This window comes from Persicimonas caeni (assembly GCF_006517175.1).
Taxonomy (GTDB): Bacteria; Myxococcota_A; Bradymonadia; order Bradymonadales; family Bradymonadaceae; genus Persicimonas; species Persicimonas caeni.
The window spans coordinates 3,851,294-3,874,313 of the sequence record NZ_CP041186.1; the positions used below are offsets into that span (position 1 = coordinate 3,851,294).

General features: G+C 63.0%; 17 protein-coding genes. 12 read left to right on the forward strand and 5 right to left on the reverse strand.

The window, feature by feature from the left end; translation table 11 throughout:
• Positions 1–96: 96 nt before the first annotated feature.
• Positions 97–3,897 (reverse strand): WD40 repeat domain-containing protein, encoded by a 3,801-nt coding sequence (locus FIV42_RS14345; RefSeq protein WP_168210643.1) that lies wholly within the window; start codon positions 3,895–3,897, stop codon positions 97–99.
• A gap of 379 nt (positions 3,898–4,276) precedes the next feature.
• Between FIV42_RS14345 and FIV42_RS14350 the strand changes: the two genes are divergently transcribed.
• The 7 genes from FIV42_RS14350 (at position 4,277) to FIV42_RS14380 (ending at position 12,526) form a co-directional block, all read left to right on the forward strand.
• Entirely contained in the window at positions 4,277–5,239 is a 963-nt protein-coding gene (locus FIV42_RS14350; RefSeq protein ID WP_168210644.1) for a transposase, read from the forward strand.
• A gap of 433 nt (positions 5,240–5,672) precedes the next feature.
• Positions 5,673–7,733, forward strand: a complete 2,061-nt coding sequence (locus FIV42_RS14355; protein ID WP_168210645.1) for a putative metal-binding motif-containing protein — start codon at positions 5,673–5,675, stop codon at positions 7,731–7,733.
• A 169-nt stretch (positions 7,734–7,902) separates the two neighbouring features.
• On the forward strand, positions 7,903–8,310 hold the full coding sequence (locus tag FIV42_RS14360) for a BON domain-containing protein (RefSeq protein ID WP_141198359.1): 408 nt from the start codon (positions 7,903–7,905) through the stop codon (positions 8,308–8,310).
• Positions 8,311–8,349: 39 nt separating this feature from the next.
• The gene (locus FIV42_RS14365; RefSeq protein ID WP_141198360.1) at positions 8,350–9,591 is read left to right on the forward strand and encodes a patatin-like phospholipase family protein; all 1,242 of its coding nucleotides are present in this window, start codon (positions 8,350–8,352) and stop codon (positions 9,589–9,591) included.
• Positions 9,592–9,674: 83 nt separating this feature from the next.
• Positions 9,675–10,340: a HEAT repeat domain-containing protein gene (locus FIV42_RS14370; protein WP_141198361.1), complete on the forward strand. Its 666-nt coding sequence runs from the start codon at positions 9,675–9,677 to the stop codon at positions 10,338–10,340.
• Positions 10,341–10,561: 221 nt separating this feature from the next.
• Positions 10,562–11,449: a GGDEF domain-containing protein gene (locus tag FIV42_RS14375; RefSeq protein ID WP_168210646.1), complete on the forward strand. Its 888-nt coding sequence runs from the start codon at positions 10,562–10,564 to the stop codon at positions 11,447–11,449.
• Positions 11,450–11,569: 120 nt separating this feature from the next.
• A complete protein-coding gene (locus FIV42_RS14380) occupies positions 11,570–12,526 on the forward strand; it encodes a hypothetical protein (RefSeq protein WP_141198363.1) in 957 nt (318 codons plus the stop codon).
• Position 12,527: 1 nt separating this feature from the next.
• Here FIV42_RS14380 and FIV42_RS14385 read toward each other — a convergent pair whose 3' ends face one another.
• Positions 12,528–13,235 (reverse strand): deoxynucleoside kinase, encoded by a 708-nt coding sequence (locus FIV42_RS14385; RefSeq protein ID WP_141198364.1) that lies wholly within the window; start codon positions 13,233–13,235, stop codon positions 12,528–12,530.
• Between the two features lie 200 nt (positions 13,236–13,435).
• Between FIV42_RS14385 and FIV42_RS14390 the strand changes: the two genes are divergently transcribed.
• A complete protein-coding gene (locus FIV42_RS14390; RefSeq protein WP_141198365.1) occupies positions 13,436–14,083 on the forward strand; it encodes an MBL fold metallo-hydrolase in 648 nt (215 codons plus the stop codon).
• 15 nt (positions 14,084–14,098) lie between these two features.
• On the opposite strand, the gene FIV42_RS14395 is transcribed toward FIV42_RS14390, so the two are convergent.
• Positions 14,099–15,733 (reverse strand): serine/threonine protein kinase, encoded by a 1,635-nt coding sequence (locus FIV42_RS14395; protein ID WP_141198366.1) that lies wholly within the window; start codon positions 15,731–15,733, stop codon positions 14,099–14,101.
• A 97-nt stretch (positions 15,734–15,830) separates the two neighbouring features.
• Here FIV42_RS14395 and FIV42_RS14400 point away from each other — a divergent pair, with 97 nt between their 5' ends.
• The 3 genes from FIV42_RS14400 to FIV42_RS14410 all read left to right on the forward strand — a co-directional run bounded on the left by FIV42_RS14400 (position 15,831) and on the right by FIV42_RS14410 (position 19,424).
• A complete protein-coding gene (locus FIV42_RS14400) occupies positions 15,831–16,589 on the forward strand; it encodes an AgmX/PglI C-terminal domain-containing protein (protein WP_141198367.1) in 759 nt (252 codons plus the stop codon).
• A gap of 131 nt (positions 16,590–16,720) precedes the next feature.
• Positions 16,721–17,314 carry a LemA family protein gene (locus FIV42_RS14405; protein ID WP_141198368.1) on the forward strand — a complete coding sequence of 198 codons (594 nt, stop codon included), beginning with the start codon at positions 16,721–16,723 and terminating at the stop codon, positions 17,312–17,314.
• Positions 17,315–17,342: 28 nt separating this feature from the next.
• Positions 17,343–19,424, forward strand: coding sequence for a M48 family metallopeptidase (locus tag FIV42_RS14410; protein WP_141198369.1), 2,082 nt, complete (start codon positions 17,343–17,345; stop codon positions 19,422–19,424).
• A gap of 21 nt (positions 19,425–19,445) precedes the next feature.
• Here FIV42_RS14410 and FIV42_RS14415 read toward each other — a convergent pair whose 3' ends face one another.
• Positions 19,446–20,465: a phosphatase PAP2 family protein gene (locus FIV42_RS14415; RefSeq protein WP_168210647.1), complete on the reverse strand. Its 1,020-nt coding sequence runs from the start codon at positions 20,463–20,465 to the stop codon at positions 19,446–19,448.
• Positions 20,466–21,181: 716 nt separating this feature from the next.
• Positions 21,182–21,940, reverse strand: coding sequence for a YebC/PmpR family DNA-binding transcriptional regulator (locus FIV42_RS14420; protein WP_141198371.1), 759 nt, complete (start codon positions 21,938–21,940; stop codon positions 21,182–21,184).
• A gap of 296 nt (positions 21,941–22,236) precedes the next feature.
• Between FIV42_RS14420 and FIV42_RS14425 the strand changes: the two genes are divergently transcribed.
• Positions 22,237–22,968 carry a hypothetical protein gene (locus FIV42_RS14425; protein WP_168210648.1) on the forward strand — a complete coding sequence of 244 codons (732 nt, stop codon included), beginning with the start codon at positions 22,237–22,239 and terminating at the stop codon, positions 22,966–22,968.
• Positions 22,969–23,020 lie beyond the last annotated feature (52 nt).

Sequence of the window (23,020 nt, forward strand, 5' to 3'; positions counted from 1 at the left end):
CTCGGAGTCGCGAAAACACGAGTAGCACGGAATGTTTCGGTGCTACGACGTTAACAGCGCTCCGGCGTCGAGGCAAAGGCTGCTGGCGGAAGGTACTCAGCCGCGTTTGTAGAGACGCAGCTTCCCGTCGTCGGTGCCGACGGCAAGATAGTCGTCTTTGCGCTGTAGCGCCCAGGTCGGGGTGTCGAGTTCGAGGGTCTGGAAGGGCTTGTCGGCGCGAGGCACGTACAGGTGGACCTGTCCGTCTTTTCCGCCCGAGGCGATCGCTCCGTCCTTGGCGACGGCTGCGGTGGTGGCTTCGCCCCGGTGCGTGACCAGCTCGCGCGTGCCGTGCTCGTCGGTGATCGACACACGCCCGTCGGCCGTCGTCCACACGTACCCCGCTTTGCTCTGGTCCAAGCACAAGATCTTGCCGAATCCGTCGAGCTGGTCGATTTGCAAACCGGCAGGGTTCCACACCCTCAACGAGCCGTCATGGCCCACCGTCAGCAAGCCCTTGGAGCCAAAGTCGACGCCGGACACAGGTCCGCCATGCCCGCTGAGCACTGCGCCGAGTTCGCCATCTTGGAGGTGCCACGCCCGCGCGGTGCCGTCGAAGCTGCCGCTAAGGATGACCTTGCCGTTTCTGGAGATGGCCAAGCTCGAAATCCAAGATTCGTGGCCGGAGAGTTGGGCATGGCGCACAATCTCAGCCTTGGCGAGCGTCTTCTGGGGAATCAGCCAGGCGTGGATCAGGCTATCGTCGCCCCCCGCGAGCACCATGGTGCCGTCGGGGGTAAAGACCACGTCGTTGAGCCCGTCGCTGCCCACGTGGAACTGGTGCTTTTGAGTGCCGTCGAAGCCCCAGATCGCCACGGTGTCGTTGCCCCCGCAGCTGGCCAGAAGCTTGGTCTGCGGGTAGATGTCGCAGCCGTAGACCCAACGGTGGGGCGTGTCGTACTCGCGCACAAGCTTGTAGGCCGTGTCGGCCGCCAAGGGCCGCTTGATGATGCCCATGCCGGGCGCTGACGCCGCCGATCGACGGTCCCACAGGTCACGGAAGTCGGTCTCGATAACCTCCGGGCCCTCGGACTGTGCCGATGTGGCCTCACCGGCCTTGGAGACTTCGGGGACTTCGAGGTCCGACGCCTCCGAGTCGCCGGGGCTGAGCCTGCCCGCGCTTCCCGTGCCCAGTCTGCCTTTGCGCAAGATGCCGAGGCTCTTACCGCTGATCTGCTTGGTGGAATCCTCGGGCGCTTCTTGTGTAGGCGTGCGAAACTCGTCCGCCAGGCTGACCTCACGCGCCGCGGTCGACTCGCCGAAGTTGAGCGAATCGGGGGTGATATTCTGCTCGACTTTGGTGTACTCGTCCGGCGCTCGCAGCGGGCGCGCACCGGTAAGCGTACCGCTGCGGTTTTCGTTGGAGTGGCGCACCGGCCCGTTGCTCTGGTCCAGCTCGTCTTCCACCTCCGAAGGCATCCCGAACTGCGTGGTGTTGCCGTAGATATCGGGGACGAGATCCTCGTCGTCGGCAAGCGGATCACTTGACTCATTGGCGAGGGCGGAATCATCGAGCGTCTGCGGCTCGGATTCGTCGACTGTCTGCGGCTCGGACTCGTCGACTGTCTGCGGCTCGTCGACTGTCTGCGGCTCGGATTCGCCGACTGTCTGCGGCTCGTCGACTGTCTGCGGTTCGTCCGCCGTCTGCGGTTCCCCAGGAGGCATCGCCACGTCATCTTCGGTGGGCGTTGTCCGCTCTTGGTCGGAGCGCAGCGACGGGGGCAGCTCGGACGAAGCTTGGGAGTGGGCCTCCGAAGGGTCGAGAAGGCCGCCAAAGTCCGAAAAGACTTCGCTCTCAATGCCAAGATCGAGGTCGAGGTGCGAGTCGACCGATTCCATCCCGGCCGGCCTCTTCGTCTTCTTTGTCGCAGCGTGCTCCGCCGTGCGCTGCTTGAGCTTGCCAAGGCTCGCCTTGAGTCTGTGCTTGAGGCTGTCGGAGTCGGGATCCTGCTCGGGCTCGGGTGCTTGCTCGGGCTCGGGTGCTTCTTCCTGCGCACGATCGCTCGCGAGCGCCTCCTCGACAACGCTTTGGTCGAGCATTTGAGTCGCTGCATCTGCGTGGAACGCATTGGCGGGGTCGATCTCGTCTTCGTCATCGGCAAAGTCGCCTACGGAAGAAACGACATCGAGCCCGAGATCATCGGGAGCGCTCTCCAAAAAATCGCTCAGAGAACCATCTTCCTCGCCATTCTGGTCGGCTTCCTCGTCTGCGAGCGCCTCGTCGAGTTGGTCGAGGGGTGATTCTCCCTCCTCGTCTTGCGCAGCGTCGTCGGCGAGCGCGTCGTCGAGCTGGTCGAACGCCGACTCGTCTTCGTCGACTTCTTGGCCTCCGTCGGCGAGCGCGTCGTCGAGATCGAGCCCCGGCTCGTCATCGAGTTCCGGGTCGAACGGCTCCTCGTCGCCGTCATCTTCAAGGCCGCCCTCATCTTCTCCAGCGTAGGACGCGAATCGATCGACGGCGTCTGACTCCTCATCCGAGAGCGCGGCGTCGAGCTGGTCCTCGGCGCTGTCGAGAACTCGGTCGTCGTGCGATGGCACAGCCTCGTCGAGCGCCTGTTCGGGCACGTCGAGCTCGTCGTCGTCGACGGCTTCATCGAGGATGGCCATGGGCGTCTTCGCCCCGGGCTCGCTCTTGTGGCGAAGCTCACGAACCGCGCGCTCGGCGTCCATGGGGCGCTCGGTGCGAACACCCAGGTTACTCTGGACGTCGTCGTCGGCCGACGGGTCGGCGCCAAACGCGTCGGCGCCGAGTTCGAAGCCGCCCGAGACGCTCTCTCCGAGCAGGCCGATGCAGCGAAAGTCGTCGGTGGTCCAGATACGCGCCGTTTTGTCGCTGGAGATCGTCACAAAGCGCGCGTCGTCGAGCGGAGTCAAACCCAGAATCCAGTCGGTGTGGGCGGACGAAAACTGCTCGAGCTGAGCCTCCTGCCAGTTCCACACGCCGACGTGCTGGTCGTAGCTGGCCGAGACCAGGTGGGGCGTCTGAGGGGGAAAGTAGAGCTGCGAGACGTAGTCGCGGTGGTACTCGTAGGAGTAGCGCGGGGTGAGCGAGTCGGCGGCGTACAGGCCAATGGTGTTGTCCCAACTCGCCGCGGCGATGAATTCGTCGTCGGGTGTCCAGGCGACGTCGACAACCCAACCGTGGTGCTCGAAGGCGGCGGCGACGAGCGGTTTGGCGGCCGACTCGCGCACGTCCCAGAGGTAGACTCCGTTGTCCATGCAGCCGCTGACAAGGTGCGTGCCCGACTGCGAGAACGCCAGGCAAAGCGGCCAAGCTTCGCATCCCTCGAGGGTGAGCGTCTCGGCGTGCGAGTTGGTGTCCCACAGCTTGATGAGGCGGTCGCGCCCGGCGCTTGCGAGCTGGCGGCCATCGGTGGAGAAGGCGAGGGCGGTGATGTCGTTTTTGTGGGCGTCTTCGGCGACATGCACTGTCGGCTCGGCCTGACCGTCGGGCACGACGAGCACGACTTCGCCCTGCTTGCAACCAAGGGCGAAGAAGTAGCTGTCGCCGTCGAAGCTGCCGCTGGCGGCAAAGATACACGGCTCGACGTCGAGCTTGAGTTCCCAGACAAGTTCGGCGGTCGCGTCCTGGTCGGCGGTGGCGTCACCGTCGAACTCGGGAAGCCTCCAGGCTGCCAGGGCGCCGGTTGCGTGGGCGGTGACGACGACCCTGGGGGCGATGAAAGTCAGCCCGCGCAAGGCGCTGCGAGCGGTCGCCAATTCGAAGTCAGGTTTGCGGCGAGGCGCCGACTCGGACGCCGCTGTCGACACGGACCAGATGGAGACGGTCTGTGAGCCGACCGCTACTGCCAAGAGGCCAGATTTCGGGTCGTGGCCATGATGGACGCGGTTCAACATACAAGCAGATCCCTGCGGATACGTCGGGCAAGTTTCTCCGGTCGACTGTACGACATGCGCCCCGATTCGCAAAGTCGCCCGGACCGGTTGCCCCCGAAAAAGGACGCCGGCAGACGCCACAACCGCATCCAACCCTGCCACGATTTCAGCCACCATGCTGAAAACAGAAAATTCACCCCGATCTCGCCGCTCCCCCCACACGGTGTCAGACACCGTGTGGGTTAGCTTTCATGCGCATCACGGCGCGATCGGGGAGCCGATCTTCTGCCGCATCTCCGAAAAAAATTTCGCTCGATCACGCAACGAATCTCCCCTTTTTGCCGAAAACCGTAATGAGGGCTGTAGACGAACCTTCAATTATTCACGGAGCACGGCACCCATGGGACACCCGCTGCGAAATCAGGAAAAGGACGCCATCTACGAACTCGGCAACCGCACGCTGCACCAGATCTATGCGCTTTTGCCCGAAGAGCAGGTCAACGCCATCATCCTGGGACTGCTGTCCAAGTACGCCTGGATGTATGGGGTCGAAATCTTCGCCTTTTGCTTCATGTCCAATCACTTCCACATCCTGGCGCGCTGTCGCTCGCTGCAGATGCATCTGTTCATGCGCGACTTCCAGAGCCAGCTCGCTCGAAAGATCAACAAGTTACGCAACCGCACGGGCACCTTCTGGGAGCGTCGCTACACCGCAACCAAGGTCCTCACAGACGAGGCGATGCTCCAACGCCTGCGCTACATCGTGTGCAACCCGTCTGAGTCGAACCTCGTACACCACCCGAAGCAGTGGCCGGGGCTGTGCTCGTGGGACATCCACAAAAGCGGAAAGCCGATGGTGGGAGAGGTCGTCAACCGCAAGACGTACTGGGCGGAGAAGCGCAAGAAGAAGAACGAAGGCAAGACCGAAGCCGAGCTCATCGAGATGGCCACCGAGCGGTATGCGCTCGAGATGGCCAAACTTCCGCAGTGGCAGGAGCTCGACGATGACGCCTACCACCAAAAGATCGTCGACGAGTGCCACGAGCACGCAGGTGAGCTGGCCAAAAGGCGCAAGACTCCGTGTTTAGGGCCCCAGAAAGCGCTCAGTGTGAAGTGGAACGACCGCCCCAAAAAACCCAAGAAGGCACCGCGTCCCCTGTGCCATGGTGGCGACTGCAAGCAGCGCCAAACCTACCGCGAGGACTACTTCGCCCTCGTGACTCGCTACCGAAAGGCCATCGACCGATGGCGCAACGGAAAGTCACCGGTGACTTTCCCCGACGGCACCATCCCACCGGGCCGCCAGTTCTGCGTGGGCGGCAGTCACGACATTCGCCGTGAGCCGCCGCCGACGCTCAACTGAGCCCTATCCCTTCCGCTGTGCCAGCCATCGTACCCCGCTCGCTCGTGCCTCTTGAGTCGTGAGTACGCCGAACTGTATCTACAGTGTGCCTGTCGATGCTTCTACGTCCGCGGTTGGCAGAGCGAGACGTCTCAAAGCGACGCCGTGCGTGGTGCGAGGTCGAACACCGGGTCGACTTGCACCATCACGAGGAGTCTGTTTTCTGCGCCAAACGCCCTCAGAACCGCTTGTTAGCCTGACCGACATGGTGTCTGAGACCGTTCGGGGACAGATACCGTTCGGGGGCCAGTTGCCCCCCAAATGGGCGCAGTCACCTGTCCCCTCCGTTCGACGCTTCGCTAGACGAACTGACTATTCAAAAGTACGCGGGGCGCGTGTTCTCCTCCGCCTGGCGGATGAACTCAGTTTTAGGGTGAGCAGGCGAGGAGAAGTGATGCAGAAGGGCAGTTTGATTGCGGTGGTCGTGGCGCTTGTCGTGGGGCTCGCTGCGTGCGACGGCGACAGTGATAACGATTCGGCCAGCAACGGTCAGGGGCAGGCCGATGCTTCGGTCGCTGACGCGGGATCAGATGCTGCTGGCGACGCGGACACGGTGTCTGACACCGGTGACGATGCCGCGGACACGGTGTCTGACACCGGTTCGGGACAGGATTCCGGGGGCACGGATACAGACGATCCCAACGCCGACAATGACGGCGACGGCGCCGTCGCCTCGGTCGACTGCGACGATGACGATCCGCTACGCGCCCCTGGCTTCGCCGAGGGCTGCGACGCGATCGACCGCGACTGTGACGGCACTGCCGTCGAGCCCGATACGGTCAGCTTCTTTCCGGCCGCTGGCGGCGACCCCATCGCGTTGACCGACCAACTCGCCAGCGCGTCGCTAGCCAACCCCGCCGAGCTCACTCTGACCGAAGACGGTGAGCTTCGATTTTGCGAGGGTGACTTCGCGGTGGGTGTGGCGGCGGGGTCACACACGGTCACTGTGACCGGTGACGATCAGAGCACGACCACCCTCGAGGCGACTGGCGGGACCTGCCCCATTGACAGCGACGGCGACCTGTCGGTGCGTGACATGACGCTGGTGGGCCGCGACAGCAATTGTTTGGCCGTGATCCGCGGCCACGGCCCCACGCTCGACGTCCAGGACGTGACCATCCGCGACCACGCCGTCACCGGCTACGGGGCGGCGGCCATCAGCATCGGCAACGAGACCTCGGCCAGCGTCGAGCGCACCACCATCGAGGACGTCACTCAGGCGCTCTTTGCCAAGGTGGCCGGCGGGAGCACCTGTGTTTTCGACATCGATGACCTCACCATCTCCGGCCAGGCCGACAAGTCCGAGTTTTGGTGCGGTCAGGGCACGACTGTGCGCAACGTCACGCTGACCGACAGCATCGAGGGCTTCGAGATCTGGTCGAACGTGACCGTCGACGGCGTTACCATCACCAACAACGGTTCGTCGGCGAGTCCGGCCGCCGAGTTGCTCACGCTACGCCGCGCCGGCTCGGTCACGATCACCAACGTGGTCGCCACCGACAACGTCTCGGACCGCACGGCGTTCAATCTTCTGGCGAACAGCACCGGTGACCTTACGCTGAGCAATGCCGAGTTTCGCAACAACACCGGGGCGGGGATTTTGGGGCTGGGCGCCGAGACGGTCACGGTCCGCGACGTCGTCGTCGCCAACAACGCCAGTGGAGTCAACCAGGTAATCAACGTCTTTAGTGACGAGCTAGCGTCGCTCTCCTTTCACAATCTGACCGTCGAGAACAACACCAGCGAGCGCGCCGCGCTCTACAAAGGCTATCAACACTCCGTCACGCCGACCTTTACCGGGGCCAATGTCTTCCGAAACAACGCCTCCTCGGGCGCGGCGGGGGCGCTCTTCTGGCATCTCGAAGACGGCGCCACGATCGACTTGTCGTCGGTGACTTTCGAGGGCAACAGTGCTGACGACATCGGCGGTGCGGTGCGACTCAGTACCTCCCGGTTTGGCAACGCCGTCACCCTCGTAGGCGGCACGTACCGCAACAACACCTCCGGAGCCGACGGTGGGGCGGTGAACGCCGCCGGCATGAACCTGACCGTTCAGGGCGGCTCCTACCAGGGCAACACCGCCGCCGGCCAGGGCGGCGCGATTTACTCGGAGAACCTCGTGGCCGTCGACGGCGGCACCTTCGAGGACAACACGGCCGCCCACGGCGGCGCCATCCAGGGGAAGTTTCAGATTCCGAACGCCACGATCACGGTCAGCAACGCCACTTTCCGTCGCAACACCGCCACCACGGCCGGTGGTGTGGTCGATCTGTTTCCGTCGATCGCCACCACCAGCATGGGCAACGTCCAGTTCAACGCCTGCACCTTCGGCACCGGCAACGACGCCAACACCCCCGGCGACGTCCACCTGAGCGGTTCCGCTTCCCCCGCCCACCAGACTCCGCCCAACGGCACCGGCCTTTGTGAGTTGGGCAATTCATGCAGCGCGCAGTAGGGCGCCGAGTCGCGGGGGCGCGCCACCTCGCCCCCGCCTCGATTGCGACCGGCGGGTGTGTGGCGTATGGTGCTCGGGAATGGATATTTGATCCCGAGCTGTTCACGAATCTGTGACGACTGTACGTGCGACAAATCGAGGCCCGCGCCGGTGGGTTGCAGCTCTGGCCGTGATCGCGGCCTTGGCCGCCGTCGGCGCCTTCTTGGCGCTGCGAACGAACTCCGGCGCAGAGCCTTCGCTCAAAGACGCCGGCTCACCAGTATACGTGCGCCCTGTGGGCGCAGTGCGTCTGGTCGCCAGCATGGATCCGGCCGAGCCGGATGGCGACGGTCCGTCGCTTCCGGGGCGCGACCCGGCGACCGTGCCCGACAGTCGCATCCAGGTCGACATCGCCGTCAAACTCCAGGAGATGGGCCTGCCGGTCGAGCCGCTCGACATCACCGTCGAGGATCGACTCGTGACCCTCGAAGGCCGCGTCGAGGATGCCCTGCTGCGCGACGCCATCGAGGTGACCGTGCGCTCGGTCGAGGGCGTGCGCGAGGTCGACAACCGCCTCCAGGTCATCCAAACTCAGTAGGTCGTCCAAACCCAGTAGTCCGCGGAGTAGTCCGAGTCGATGTCTCCTCCAGTACGTGCAGTCGTTCTTTCAGGTGGTGGTGCGCGCGGCGCCTACGAGGCGGGCGTGCTGCGCTATATCCTCGAGGAGTTACCCGACGATCTGGGGCACGCTCCGCGCTTCGACGTCATCTGCGGCACGAGCGTCGGCGCCATCAATTCGTCTTGGCTGGCAGCCACGCTCGACGACCCGGCGTTCTGCTTCCAGCGGCTTTGGTACTTGTGGCGCACGCTCAACTTCGACCGCGTCATCCAGCCGTCGCTCCCCAAAATCTTCAGCCTGGTGCGTAACCTGCTGGGCATGGAGTCGTTCGACGATAAGGTCGGCGCCATCGCTGCCAACGAACGTCCCGGCGGCATCCTCGAGACGAGCTTTTTCGACCGGCTCATCCGCAAAGAGCTTCCGCTGGACAATATCGAGCGCAACCTCAAGCGCGGTGTCATCGACGCGGTCACCGTCTCGGCGACCAATATCGCCACCGGCCAGACGACCATTTTTGCCCAGACCGCCGACAACCGGCTGCCGCCGTGGACCCGCGATCCCCGCCGTATCGCCATCGGCGGTCCGATCACCGCCGACAAAGTCTTGGCGAGCGCGGCGATCCCGTTCATGTTCCCGCCGGTCAAGCTCGGCCACCACTGGTTTTGCGACGGCGGGCTTCGCCAAAACACTCCCTTGTCGCCGGCGCTTCGCTTCGACGCCAACCGCGTGCTGGTCATCTCGCTGCGAAGCCGCGGCGACTGGCCCAAGCCCGGCCCCTTCGACGCGCCGCCCGACGCCCCGGACGCACGTTTTCCCGACGTGGGCATGCTCATCGGCAAGCTCCTCGACGCGCTGCTCCTCGACCCGCTCGACTACGACATGAGCGTGCTCGAGCGCATCAACGGCATCCTGCGCTACGGCGAAGAACTCTTTGGCGACGACTCGTTCACCGACGCGCTCAACGAGGTCGTCGAGGTCTACCGCGGCCAAAAGTACCACATCGTCGAGCCGCTTCTCTTGCGGCCCAGCGAGGACCTCGGCCGTCTCGCCTCCGATTTTGCCGTCCAGCAATCCGACGCCTTCTGGGGATCGCGCATGATGGCGTCGGTGGCCCGCGCGGCTGCCGAGCGTGACTATCGCGAGAGCGATCTGCTCAGCTACCTGTTGTTCGACGGGGGCTATACGGGCCAATTGCTCGATATGGGGTATCGCGATGCGGAGGCGATTCACGACGAGCTGGTGGAGTTCTTCCGGGATTGAGGTCCCGAAAAACAACGGTTTTCGAAAGATCTCGAATGATGTACTTTACTCGGGTCATCGATAGCGATTGAAACGAGGCGTGTGTGCATTCGACGGGTTCCTACAGGCCCCGGGGGCGACTGATCGTGGGCGTGCTCGTCGCGTTCGCGCTGGCTGGCCCGCACTTCGTACAGGCACAGCAAGCCCAGTCCAATCCGAGCGCTCCGGCCTCGGCCGAGGGCGACTCGACGGAGAGCGAACGAGCCGAGTCGATTCGCCGCCAACTCGTCTTTGCCTTGAGCGCCTATCATGGCGCGCCGACGCGCGACGCACTCGACGCCATCGGGGCGCCCGATCTCGTGGCGAGTCACCTGCGCGATCTGGCTCGAACCAACAAGCTGCGGCCGTCGATGCGCCTGCGTGCAGTCGACATGCTCGGCCACTATCGCGACGCAAAGACCGTCGCGTTTTTGGGGCGAGTCGTCGACGAGCCCGCCTCCGTTGCGGTGCGCGAGCCCCGGCAACTCGAGTTGTTGCACCACCACGCCATCGCGAGCTTCGCGCGCATTCGCGGCGAGCAGGCGGTGGCAAAGCTGGCGCCTTTGGTGGTCGCTGGTGACTTGCAGCTTCGTTTGACCGCTGTGACGGCGCTGGGGCGTTTCGGTGGCCCGGCCGGTCGCAAACGGTTGTACGACCTGCGAACGAGCATCGACGATCCGGTGGTCCTGCGCACCCTGAACAAATATGTCGTTCGTCCGTCCAAAGAATGAATTCGAGACCCGCCGGGCCGTCCGTGTCGTCGCTGAGTTCGACTGCGGTACGTAGGTTGCTTCAGCGGGTCTACTCGGGTAGGCTTTATAGGCACACACGAGCGGCCAGGAGCTCGAGTTCCAAGCGTGAGGTTGTGAGAAAGTAGGGTTCCATGTCTGATCAAAACGAACAGGGTTTTCCGGCGGGTGGCGCGGATCTATCTGAGCCGTCGGAGACAACAATGATCGTCAACAGCGAGATGCTCCAGCAGGCTCGCCAGGGCCTCAACGAGCGCGATCAGGCGTATTTGATCGTCATCTCGGGGCCGCACGTCGGTCGGATGTACAAAGTTGACCAGAACAACATCACCATGGGCCGCTCGCCCAAGGTCGACCTGCAGCTCAACGACGTGGGGGTGTCGCGCCAGCACGCGCGCATCGTCCACCACGGTGACGACGTCTTCGTCGAAGACCTGCAGAGCGCCAACGGCACCTATATCAACGGACGCCGGGTCACCTCGGAGTACCAACTCCAAGACGGCGACAAGATCACGCTGGGCACCACGACCATCCTCAAGTTCACCTATCACGACAAGCTCGACGAGGACTTCCAGCGCCAGATGTTCGACGCCGCGTTGCGAGATGGGCTGACCGGCGCGTACAACAAAAAGTACATGATGAACCATCTGCGCTCGGAGCTGTCCTACGCGCTGCGCCACGGCACGCATCTGAGCATGCTGATGTTCGACGTCGATCACTTCAAGAACACCAACGACACCTACGGTCACCTGGCCGGTGATCGCATCTTGGCCAAGCTCTCGGAGCTGGCCATGCAGTCGATTCGCAACGAGGACACCTTCGCGCGCTACGGCGGCGAGGAGTTCGCGATCATCTGCCGTGGCATCGCCATCGACCAGTGTGCCCGACTGGGCAATCGCATCCGCAAGCTCGTCGAGCAGACCGACTTCATCTACGAAGGCCAGAATATCCCGGTGACCATCAGCGTGGGCGTCTCCGGCGTTCCGGGCGTGCAGGCACGTGCACCCGAGGACCTGATCGGCGCGGCCGACGAGGCGTTGTACGCCGCCAAGAACGCCGGCCGAAACCGCGTGATGGTGAAGAGATCGTAACCCCTCCCCGCGTCGGGGAGGTGGCGGCGAAGCCGTCGGAGGGGGGCTCAAAAACCAGCCCCGAATACCCACCTCAAATTTTTTGCAATTTCCCATAGAGCGGGTAGCGTAACTGTTGTTATGCACCCGCTCGTTGCACGTATACATCCTAGCTACCGTACGGCGTTCGTCGCCTGGTTTGTCACCCGCGCCTTGTTGTGGCTGACGATGGCCACCTCCGGACGATCGCCGCTCTTTTCGCCCGACAGCTTCGACGGCGGCGCGCCCGCCTGGAGCCTGCTCGTCCACGGCATCGGCGCGCTCGGCGCCCACGGCCCGCTAGTATTGGCCGCACTCGCCGAACTCGTCCTGCTCGCCGGCATCATCGGCGTGTACCGATTCGTGCGCCGCGATCAACTCCCGCAGACCGCCGACCGGGCCACTTGGCTGTGGGCGGCGTGCCCGGCGATGGTGTGGACGCTGCCGGCCGCCGACTGGAGCTTTGCCATCGGCCTCGTGGCGATTTCGTTGGCCGCGCTGTCGGCCAGCCATCACCTGCTCGCCGCGGTCGCACTGATGACCGCCATGGCCTTCAAGCCCGAGGCGGTCTTTGTGTGGCCCGGCGTCGCGATCCTCGGCTGGAAGAATTACCAAGCCGGCAAGCAACACGCCGCGAGCCCGTGGCTGACCACGCTCGGGCCGCCGGCAGCGTTTTCGGGCATCATGCTGTTGGCGATGTCGATGGCCGGGCGCATGGGCGTGTCGTTGCGTACACTGCAGACCGGCAGCGAATGGCGCCAAGGCTTTGCGTGGCAGGGCCTCTCGGCGCACGTGCCCGACTTGTTCTTGGCCGCTGCTGCCGTCAGCGCGCTGTGGATGGCCCTTGCGTACTTCAAGCAAACACCGAAGAGCTGGCCTTTGATGGTCGTGCCATGTGTGGCGTGGCCCTTCTTGCAAGAGCCGCCGACCGCCGCGATCGCAGCGTTTTTGTTCGCCGTGCCCCTCTTCGCCTACCTGGCGAAGGCGTCAGATGATCCGAACCTGGAGAGGCCGCTTCTGGCGGCGTTTGTGGGCGGGTTGTTGGTGTTGGCGCTTTGATTCAAAGATACTTCTCGATCGCGGTGACGAGCTCGTGGCAATCGACGAGGTTGGTCACGTAGTCGAGCTTGTCGGTCGGCAGGATGACCAGCGGCGACAGGTCGTAGGCCTCGATCCAATTCTCGTACAACCCGTGCAGCCGCTCGATGTACTCGACCGGGATATTCTGCTCCATCTCGCGGCCGCGCATGGCGATGCGCTTTTGGACCGTGCTCACCGGGCAACGCAGGTAGATCATGACGTCGGGCGGGCGAATCTCGTCCTGGATCGACTCGTACAGGTTCCGGTACGTGCGGTAGTCGCGCTCGCTCATCGCGCCGGTCTGGTAGAGGTTCTCGGCGAAGATCTCGGCGTCCTCCCAGATCGTGCGATCTTGGATGACGTTTTGCGGCGAGGCGTCGAGCTCCTTGTGCAGCTTGAACTTGGCGGTCAAAAAGTAGACCTGACTGTGGAAGCTCCATCGCTCCATCTCGTCGTAGAAGTCCTCCAGATAGGGGTTGGCCTCGTTGGGCTCGAAGAAGGGCTGGATGTCGAAGCGCTGGCTCAAAAAATCGACGATCGAGCTCTTGCCGGCGCCGATATTGCCGGACACGGCGATGTAGCGTCGGTTGTCCGGCAGGACCGGTTTTGCTAGCTGGACGGTCGACTGGTCGCTCGCCTTGGGGGCAGTGCTGCGGTCGACTTCAACGATGTGGAAAAAATCACTCATCAATTACTGCCTGTCGCCGTGCGAATGTATCGTCGAGGGGGCGCGTTATGTTACTGACTTGGACGTGGATCAACAACGACTTTTTATAACCGCCACGGACGCCGAGAGATCAAAGAGAGAAGAAGAAAAAAGAGCGAAAGCGTGACGCCTTGGGCGACCTTCGCGGTTCATACGCAGTTTTTTGAGAACGAGGAACGAGAATGAGCAGTCGAGATATCATCATCGAGTCGCTGACCGTCGGCCCGATTCAGACGAACGTGTACGTGGTCGGTTGTGCCGAGACGGGTGAGGGCGTGATCGTCGACGCAGGCGGCGATCCCGAGGGGCTCCTGGGGTTGGCGGACGAGCACGATTTGAAGATCACCAAGATCTTGCAGACCCACGCCCACATCGATCACGTGGCGGCGATCCCCGAGATCAAAGAGGCGACCGGCGCGCCGATCTATCTGCACCCGGACGATATGATGCTGTGGCAGGCGGCGCCCCAGCAGGGCCAGATGTTCGGCATTCCGGTCGAGCAGCTGCCCTCGCCCGACAAGGAGTTGTTCGACGGCCAGACGATCGCCATCGGCAAACTCAGCGCCGAAGTGATCTTTTTGCCCGGCCACAGCCCGGGGAGCGTCGGGTTCCATATTGCCGAGCATTCGGTGATCTTGAGCGGTGACGTGCTCTTTGCGGGCAGCATGGGTCGCGTCGACTTGCCCGGCAGTGATCGCAACCAGATGCGCGCCTCCCTCGAGCGCATCAGCGGACTCCCCGACGACACCCGCGTGCTCTCCGGCCACGGCCCCGCCACGAGCATCGGCCGAGAGAAGCAACTCAACCCCTTCCTGAAGCAAGACTGGTAATTCGCCAGGGACGACTCAACGGAACCAGATCGCCCAGACGATGGCGCCCGACAGTCCCGCGATGAGCAGCAGGCCGCCGAGCAGCAAATAGAGCTGCAGGCGGCTCAGCGAGGCGTTGCCGCGGGCCATCTGCTCGATCTGCTGCTTGGCGTCATCGGGCGCGCGGTGGGTCAGTGAATCTTGCCCGGCGGCACGGGCGCGCATCGGTTCGGGGTCGACCTGCTCGTCTTTGACCACCCGGGGGCGCGTCACGTCCTGCGTGTTGACGTCCTCGGTGGCGATGGGTTGGCTGCGATCGGCGTCCCGGCTGTGAAACGGGTGGGTCGTCTCTTGAGACAGCGACTGCATCTCCGAGGAGGTATCGGCGGTCAGCGCGTTCTGTGACTCGCGTGTATCGGCGTCGGCCATCGGCAGCGGCTGGGTGCGCTCCTGCGAGTCGACACCCACCAGGCTCTTCTTGCCGGCGCCGGCACTCTTATCGGCGCCAGGACTCCTATCGGCGCGATCCATCGGCGCGGTGGTGCGCAACTCCTGGCTGTTGTCGGCGTCTTTCTGAACATGAGCTTTGAGCCGCGAGGCATCGAGCTGCACGGTCGCGTCGAGCGTGTCGACCTGCGGCGGAGCTTGCTCCTGGGTCTCCTTCGTCTCGTTGATCAGCTCTTGGAACTGCGTGATGTCGAGCTCGCCGGTGCGGTCGATGGCGATCTCGTCGGCCATCATGGCATACTCGAGCAAGCGGGCCGGCAGCGGAGCCGTGTCGGTGTCGGTGTCGTCGTAGTCCGGCTCGTCGGCCTTGAGCGTGAGCAGCGCGGAGGTCAGTGCTTTGACCGACTGGTAGCGATCGGCCGGCTTTTTGGCCAGCGCCTTGAGGATGATCTCCTCGAGCCGCGGGGAGATCTCGGGGCGAAGCTCGCTGGGCGGAGTGGGCCGCGCTTCGACCTGCGCCATCATCAGGGCAAACTCGGTCGACGCGTTGAAGGGGACGTCGCCCGTACAGAGCTTGTAGATGGTCACGCCCAGGCTGTAGATGTCGGCGCGCCCGTCGATGTCGCGTGAGCCGACGATTTGTTCGGGGCTCATGTAGTGCAGCGTTCCCACCGTGGTGCCCGCCGCGGTTAGATCTTTGCCGCCGCGCTCGACCTTGGCCACACCGAAATCCATGACCTTGGGGACCATGCCCGAGGCGGAGGGCTGCAGCAGGATATTCGACGGCTTGATATCGCGGTGGATGACCCCTTTGTGGTGCGCAAAGCCGACCGCCGAGAGCACCGGGAGCATCAGGCTGAGCAGTTCTTGGGGCTCGAGGGGGCCGTGATCTTGGAGGTACTCGTCGAGCGTCGGCCCGTCGATATACTCCATGATGATGGCCAACTGCGGCTGCTCGACGATGTCGTAGACGTTGATGATGTTGGGGTGGTCGAGGTAGCGCTGGATGCGCCCTTCGTCCAAAAAGCGGGTGCACACCACCGGGTTTTGGCTGTAGTAGGGGTAGAGCACCTTGATGGCGACCTTCTCACCGGTGGCGCGATCGTGGGTCAGATGGATGGCGGCCATGCCGCCCTCGGCGACCTGGTGCTCCACGACGTACCGATCGAGCAGGATCTCTCCTGGCTCGAGAGTGGTCGGTGCCGTTTGTTCATTGCTCGCCATCGAGACCTGCAGCTTACCCAGAGACTTCCAGCTTCGGTATAGTCTAGTTCAATACTACAATTGCGCAAAGAATTGCGGTTTTTGAGCGGAGTTAGGGTTGAGTAGCGCCGAATCCGAGCCAACGAAAAAGTGGATCGCCGCGGCGGTGATCGCCATGATCGGTGGGGGCGTGCTGGTGGCGATGTGGTCGCTCGCCGACGACCCGGCGGCGCCATCGTCGACGACGTCCGAAGAGGCGGCGTTTCGGGCCTTCGAAGCCTCGGAGCCGGCCGCCAAGCAGGGCGCGGAGGGCGAGCCTGAGCGAGACGCGGGCGGCGACGAGCCGACGGCCGACGCGCGTCGGTTTCAGGGAACGATTGTGCGCCCGCCCCCTCTCGAGCCATCGGCGTCGAGCGACTCGCAGACTGACGCCGGGAGCAGCGCCGACGTGCGTCTGTGGCAAGATCCGGTCAACCAGCGAGTGCTCGGCCAGAAAAAGTGGATGGCCCACCTGCCCGATGCCGCCTCCCAAGAAATCGACGAAGAACTCGAAAAGGAGCGCCCCCAGCGCTACCCCATCGACTTGACGGTGCGCCGCTCCGGGGTCGACGTCGCCAAGGAGATCGTCGAGGGGTGCTACGAGCGCCTGCTCGAGCGCAACCCGCAGGCCGACGGGCGACTGGCGGTGGGATTCAACATGGTGGCCGACGGCTCGACCGCGCGCTTCAAAGACGTCGACGTGTTGGTCAAGGTGCGCCTCTATGACCCAGCCTTCGATGACTGCATCATCGATGAGTTGTCGCGCGCGTCTTTTCCCACCAGTGAGGAGGGGGTGATGTGGGTCGAATATCCGTTTGTTTTTGAAGAAGGATGGTGATCGGGGCGTCCAATGAGGGCAGGAGGTGTCTGCTCAGCGCTGGACCCCCGCACACCCAAGCGTTATGCTGGGCGCGCAAGACAACAACGCAACAGACGCCGTTTTTTTTCGATAGATGACGAGGTGGAATCATGTGGATTGTCGCGGTCGTGTTTCTGGGCCTGATGGTATTGGCCGGAATCTTCTTTGTAAGCGTCTATAACAAGCTCGTAACCAAGCGAAACCGCTACGAAAACGCGTTCTCGCAGATCGATGTGCAGCTCAAGCGGCGCCACGATCTCATCCCGAACTTGGTCGAGACGGCCAAAGGGTACATGAAGCACGAAAGCGAGACGCTCGAGGCGGTCATCGCCGCGCGCAACAAAGCGGCGTCGGCGGAGAAGCGTGCCTCGCAGAACCCGAGCGACTCGAGCGCCATGCAGGCGCTGATGGGCGCCGAATCGATGCTGTCGGGGGCGTTGGGCAACCTGATGGTCACCGTCGAGGATTACCCGGAGTTGAAGGCCGACGAGCAGATGAGCAAGTTGATGGAGGAGCTCTCCTCGACGGAAAACCGCATCGCGTTCGCCCGCCAGGCGTTCAACGACTCGGTGACTTCGTACAACATCGACCGCGAGAAGTTCCCGGCGGTCATGGTCGCCAACATGTTCGGCTTCCAGAAGGCCACTCTGTTCGAGATCGAGGTCGAAGAAGAGCGTCAGGCTCCCCAGGTCGCTTTCGGTTGAGCCTCGCACTCGAGACAGAATTTAGTCGATGAAGAACTTTTTCGAGCATCAGGACGTCGCCCGGAAGAACACGTTTCGTCTGGTCGTCCTGTTCGGCCTGGCGGTGCTCATCACGATCGTGGCGGTCTATTTTGTCGCCGTGATCGCCATCGAGGGCCAGGCGCTGTGGCTCCCCTCCGCCCACGATGGGGTGACCACGGCGAGCTGGTTCAACTTCGACGCGCTGCTCTTGGCGTCGATCGGCACGCTGGCGTTGGTGGGCGGGGGCACCTTCTGGAAGATCCACCAGCTGGCTCGCGGCGGCGGAAGCCTTGTCTGTGAGCAACTCGGCGGTCGGTTCGTCGACTTTCGCACCGACGACCTCGCCGAGCAGCAACTCATCAACGTCGTCGAAGAGATGTCGATCGCCAGCGGCGTGTCGGTGCCCCTTCTGTACGTGCTCGACAACGAGTCGGGCATCAACGCCTTTGCGGCCGGCTTCACCCCCAACAACGCAGCCATCGCCGTGAGCCGCGGCTGCCTCGAGATGCTCAACCGCGACGAACTCCAGGGGGTCATCGCCCACGAGTTCAGCCATATCCTCAATGGGGATATGCGCATGAATATCCGCATGATCGGCGTGCTGCACGGCATCCTGATGCTCGCGGTGACCGGCCGGGTGCTCATGCGTATGGCGTTTCACGGCTCGGGCCGACGCTCGCGCTCGAGCCGCGACTCGGGCGGGGGCGTGATCTGGTTGGGAATCATCGGCCTGGCGCTCTTCATCATCGGCTACGTGGGACGTTTTTTCGGCGCGATCATCAAGAGCGCCATCAGTCGCCAGCGTGAGTACTTGGCCGACGCCTCGGCGGTGCAGTTTACGCGCAATCCCAAGGGGCTCTCCGGGGCGCTGCTCAAGATTGGCGGCTACTCGGTCGGCTCGCGCATTCACTCGCCGGAGGCAGACGAGGTCAGCCACCTCTTTTTCGGCGACGCGCTCGAGCCGAGCTGGCTCAGCTCCGTCTTTGCCACGCACCCGCCCCTCAAAGACCGGATTCGCCGCGTCGACCCGGGCTTTAGCGGCGCATTTCCGAAGGTCAAAAAGCCCAAAGAGCTCGAGCAAAAGAAGGTCGAGGCCGAGAAGCCTCGCTGGGAGATTCCCGTCGCGGGCGGCGCCTCACAGCCGGCGGCGCAGATGGCCGCCGCAGGAGCCATGGGGCTAGCCGCCGACGGCGGGTCGCCACAGGCCAGCGAGCCTCAGGCTCGCCGAGCGCGCCCGCGAGCGCAGGGCCAGCGCATGAACCTCGAGGCCGACGCCGTGCTCGACTCGATGGGCCAGACCTCCGAAGAGCACGTCGACTACGCGCGCGGCGCATTGGAGGCCATTCCCGCGCCGATTCGTGAGGCGGCGCGCGACACCTACTCGGCCGCCGCGGTCGTCTTTGCGTTGCTCATGGACGTCGACCCGAGCACGCGCCACACCCAGTTGGAAGTGATCAACCGAGAGCTCACCCGTGGGCTCGCCGAGGAGACGCGCCGTTACGCCAACCAGCTCGAAGGGCTCGATCCGGTCCATCGCTTGCCGCTGGTCGAGATCTTGGTGCCCGCGCTGCGCCAGATGTCCGAAGGCCAGCACGCGATGTTCATCAAGATCTTGGACCGACTCATCTACGCCGACAACCGCGTGTCGCTCTTCGAGTTTTCGCTCGAAAAGCTCCTCAAGCATCGTCTGGAGGCGAGTCACGGAGGCGGCGGAAGGCGCGTGGCGCAATACTACTCGCTCACGCCGCTTCGTAACGACGTCGTCTTGTTGCTGTCGTGCCTGTCGTGGGCCGGCCACAGCGACACCGGCGGCGCCGAGATGGCGTTTCGCGAAGGGACGAACTGCCTGAAAAACGCCAGCGTCAAGAACAAGGCTGACCTGCTCGCCAAATCGCGCTGCTCGTTCGAGGAGCTCGACGGCGCCCTCGACCGCATCTCCCAGGCCACCAACGGCGTCAAGCAGCAGATCGTCAACGCCACGGCCCACTGTGTGCTCGCCGACGAAGAGGTCACCGCCGAGGAGGCCGAGCTGTTGCGCGCGGTCTGTGAGGTGATCGATGTGCCCCTGCCGCCGTTTTTGCCCGCCTAGATCGGCAATCAGTTTGCCGCTCTAGAATCTCCCCAACAACATCAACGCCGGCTCGTCGTCGATGACCGACGGCGAGAACGTAAAGACCGGCGTGCTCGAGTCGGGCTCCCCTTTGGGCAGGCGTGCGGTCTCGGCGGCGTCGTCCTCGTCGTCTCCCCAGCCGTAGTGCAGCGCAGTCGGCAGCACCCAGCCGGCGGTCAAACCGAGGACTGTGCCGAACAAGAGGTCGGAGGGGTAGTGGTGCTCGGTCATCACACGGGTGAACCCGTTGACCACCGCGTTGCCGATCATGACCCCGCAGGCCAGATCATCGGCAAAGCCACCGCCGTACAGCGGCATATGCTCGTGGTGCAAACAGGTCAGCCCGGCGGCCGTGATGGCGGTCGCGGGGTGGCCGGCGATAAAGCTTCGGGCGTACTCGCTGCTCTCCGGGTCGCAGATACTGCCGCGCCGCTCCGGGTCGTCGCAGTTGGCGGACGTGGGGCGCACGCGACCCACGTAGAGCTGTGTGCCCCACAAGACGGCCGCGACGGTGCCGAAGGCCTGCAGGTCGATCCAGGCCAACTGCCAGGCGACCTCCCAGTTGTCGTGCAGGTAGCCCGGGACGATGACCGAGTCGAAGGCGCGGTAGGCCATCGAGCCGAAAAAGCCGATGTCGCTGACCTCGATCAGGTTGCTTCGCCACGGGTCGTCACGCACGGCGATGGCGTCCAAAATCTCCTGGTCGATCGAAATGGTGCCTTCCCAGTTCGGCTCGGGGTCGTCGAGCGCGAAGCGCGCGGTAAACCCGAAGGCGTTCAGGCCGACCGCGGTGGGATATTGCCACCAGCGCACCTTCTCCCAGTTGTCGTTCCAACGCACCTCCGTCGAGGTCGAGGCGTTCGAGTCTGGGGTGGCCCCTGTCTCACCGTCAGCCGGCTCGTCCAACGGACGGGCCTGTGCCGACGGGTCGGCACTGCTGTCGCCCTCTTGGGCAAACGTGACGACGGGCGTGACGACGGTGAGCACAGCCAGGGCGATGGCGAGCAGGCTTGGGCGCACAGCGGTCTCCTGCGGTGGCATCAGTCATGATGCGACGACAAACGGATGGCGTGTGGCTGAATTTAAACCGTACGCAGCAGAGACAAGAGCTGGCGGGGCTTCGGGTGGGTCTAAGTGATTGGACGCGCTCGGGAAAATAAATATTTGACCGATCGGGGGACGTGCCCAGAATCAAATTTGAAGTCGCGATGAGGTCGTCGGTTACGAGATGACGACCTCGTCGATTCTCACCGTGGCCTGTTTAGACCGCAGTGAGCAACAAGGCCCACCTCCTCAAACGAGGTAAGGCCTGCAAAAAGGTCCATGGGAGCGTAAAAACCTCCATCGGACCGAGACAGGTATGTTGTTCGTGACTGAATTAGCATCCAGATGATGTCTGCCGCGGCGTAAAAAACCACGGCAGTTGTCGGCCGTCGTAGGTGGAAAGCCTGCGGTAGCTAAACGGACGCTGGACAGATCTCGTCGCGGCTTTCAGTCAGCTGAGGACGCTTTCAGAAATGAGAGCTGCCCTTAGCCAAAGAGGCTCCGATTGCGTACCCCACAAGGGATGCAACGGAGCCTCTTTTTTGTGTAAGGGGGGGACTAAGAGTTACTAAGGGTGACTAAGAGTTACTAAGGGTGACTAAGAGTTACTAAGGGTGACTAAGCTAGCGTGTTGGACATGGCTGCTTTAGTTCCCCTTAGTTCCCCTTAGTTCCCCTTAGTTCCCCTTAAACTCACTCCGCCGCCAACTGCTCGGCGACGTCGTCCGACAATTCGAGGTTGTGGTAGACGTTCTCGATGTCGTCGTGGTCCTCGAGCTCCTCGATGAGCGCCAGGTTGGTCTCCACGGTGCTCAGGTCGGGGGCGATGTGGTTGTCGGCGAGCTTGGTGATCTCGTCGGTCATGAACTCGTCGTAGCCGGCCTCTTCGAGGGCGGTGCGCATCGCCATGTAGTCGGCGACCTCGGTCTGGATGGTGACCACGCCGTCTTCCTGCTCGAAGTCGACCGCGCCGTTTTCGAGCGCGACCTCCATGAGGTTCTCCAAGTCCTCGACCTTCTCCTCCGAGATGCTCAGAAGCCCGCGATCCTTGAACATCCAGTTGACGCAGCCACTCTCGCCCAGGTTGCCGTTGCGCTCGCTGAACATGTGGCGAATCTCGGCGACGGTGCGGTTTCGGTTGTCGGTCGCGCCCGTCAAAAAGATCGCCACCCCGCCCGGGCCGTAGCCCTCGTAGGTGAACTCGTCATAGCTGACGCCCTCGAGCTCGCCGGTGCCCTTCTTGATGGCCCGCTCGATATTGTCCTTGGGCATGTTGGCGTCTTTCGCCTTGTCAATGAACAGGCGAAGCTCGTTGTTGATATCCGGATCTCCGCCGCCACGGCGCGCCGCCGAGGTGATCTTTTTGACCAACTTGCTAAAGATTTTGCCGCGTTTGGCGTCTTCTCGGGCCTTCTTGTGCTTGATATTAGCCCATTTACTATGTCCTGCCATGGTATCACCCGACTCGTTCAGGAAGCGTTTTCTGCGACCTTTTTCTTTTAGAATGTTTGAGGTGTGTTCTCAACCGGCATATTGACAATCGAGAGGCTTTCCGAATTCCCATGCTTGCCTCACGTGATCCCCCCACGCGAACCCCCAGATCCGCCGCAAACGGCGCGGCTACGCAGAGGGCAACTAGAGCTGGCATCCTTCGGCTCGGGGATGAAGAACGTTCGAAGACTTGATATCGTCTGGGAGGTTGACCGCACAGAGTCCCCTTTCATTAATCTCGTACATCTATGGCGTTAATGAGTCGCGTTTTTGGACCATTCAACTCTCTTCGAATTGCTCGAAGTTGCGCTGCAGGAGCACTCGTCGGCTTTCTGATCGGCGGGCTCGCCTGCGGTGAGGACGACGCCGACAGCGACTCGTGGAACGTTGGAGAACCAGGAGCAGAGGAGCGCTTCGACTCTCTGCAGACTGGCATCTACCGCGCAACGCTACAAATCGACGTCGACGAGTGTAGCCCATCGATCGCCGAGTTGGACGCCGCCTACGAGGATTGGCCGGCGCGGCTCATTCCGGTCAACGTTTCTCCGTCGGAAGCCGACGGGCAATCGACTCCGAGCAAGGACCTGCAGCTTCTGATTCCCTCGCCGCGTCATGGGGAAATGATCGAGTTGGTTCAGGGCCGGATTTCACCTTCCGACCTCACAGATGCGGATCCACTGTTTTTCGAACCGGTTACCTTCGGTGGATGTGAGAATGATGTTCAAAACGGGGTAGCCGTTTCGATCGAGCAGCCGGGAACCCTCGATATAAACTACTATGTGGACTATCAGTTCGCTCCAGGGTGTAGTTTTGGCCGATGGTCGCCGCAATTGCGTTGCGTCGAGGACTTCACATTTGAACTCGAGCCAATAGAGTTGTGCGATGCGGGGTGCGTCGCTGTCGGCGAATTCGAACCAACGTCCTGGGAGGGCTTCAGTCCGACATATCCCAGTGCGGTTGAGGCAACGTTCGGCTGTGAATGCGAGTGAGGTTACGTGGAAACAACCGCTACAGTCGCAACTGCAGAGTTAAGGTTGAGAG

Coding starts and splice junctions, on each gene's coding strand:
- FIV42_RS14345 (WP_168210643.1), bottom strand. CDS start 3,897: ATGTTGAACCGCGTCCATCATGGCCACGACCCGAAATCTGGCCTCTTG.
- FIV42_RS14350 (WP_168210644.1), top strand. CDS start 4,277: ATGGGACACCCGCTGCGAAATCAGGAAAAGGACGCCATCTACGAACTC.
- FIV42_RS14355 (WP_168210645.1), top strand. CDS start 5,673: ATGCAGAAGGGCAGTTTGATTGCGGTGGTCGTGGCGCTTGTCGTGGGG.
- FIV42_RS14365 (WP_141198360.1), top strand. CDS start 8,350: ATGTCTCCTCCAGTACGTGCAGTCGTTCTTTCAGGTGGTGGTGCGCGC.
- FIV42_RS14375 (WP_168210646.1), top strand. CDS start 10,562: ATGATCGTCAACAGCGAGATGCTCCAGCAGGCTCGCCAGGGCCTCAAC.
- FIV42_RS14380 (WP_141198363.1), top strand. CDS start 11,570: ATGCACCCGCTCGTTGCACGTATACATCCTAGCTACCGTACGGCGTTC.
- FIV42_RS14385 (WP_141198364.1), bottom strand. CDS start 13,235: ATGAGTGATTTTTTCCACATCGTTGAAGTCGACCGCAGCACTGCCCCC.
- FIV42_RS14390 (WP_141198365.1), top strand. CDS start 13,436: ATGAGCAGTCGAGATATCATCATCGAGTCGCTGACCGTCGGCCCGATT.
- FIV42_RS14395 (WP_141198366.1), bottom strand. CDS start 15,733: ATGGCGAGCAATGAACAAACGGCACCGACCACTCTCGAGCCAGGAGAG.
- FIV42_RS14405 (WP_141198368.1), top strand. CDS start 16,721: ATGTGGATTGTCGCGGTCGTGTTTCTGGGCCTGATGGTATTGGCCGGA.
- FIV42_RS14410 (WP_141198369.1), top strand. CDS start 17,343: ATGAAGAACTTTTTCGAGCATCAGGACGTCGCCCGGAAGAACACGTTT.
- FIV42_RS14420 (WP_141198371.1), bottom strand. CDS start 21,940: ATGGCAGGACATAGTAAATGGGCTAATATCAAGCACAAGAAGGCCCGA.
- FIV42_RS14425 (WP_168210648.1), top strand. CDS start 22,237: ATGAGTCGCGTTTTTGGACCATTCAACTCTCTTCGAATTGCTCGAAGT.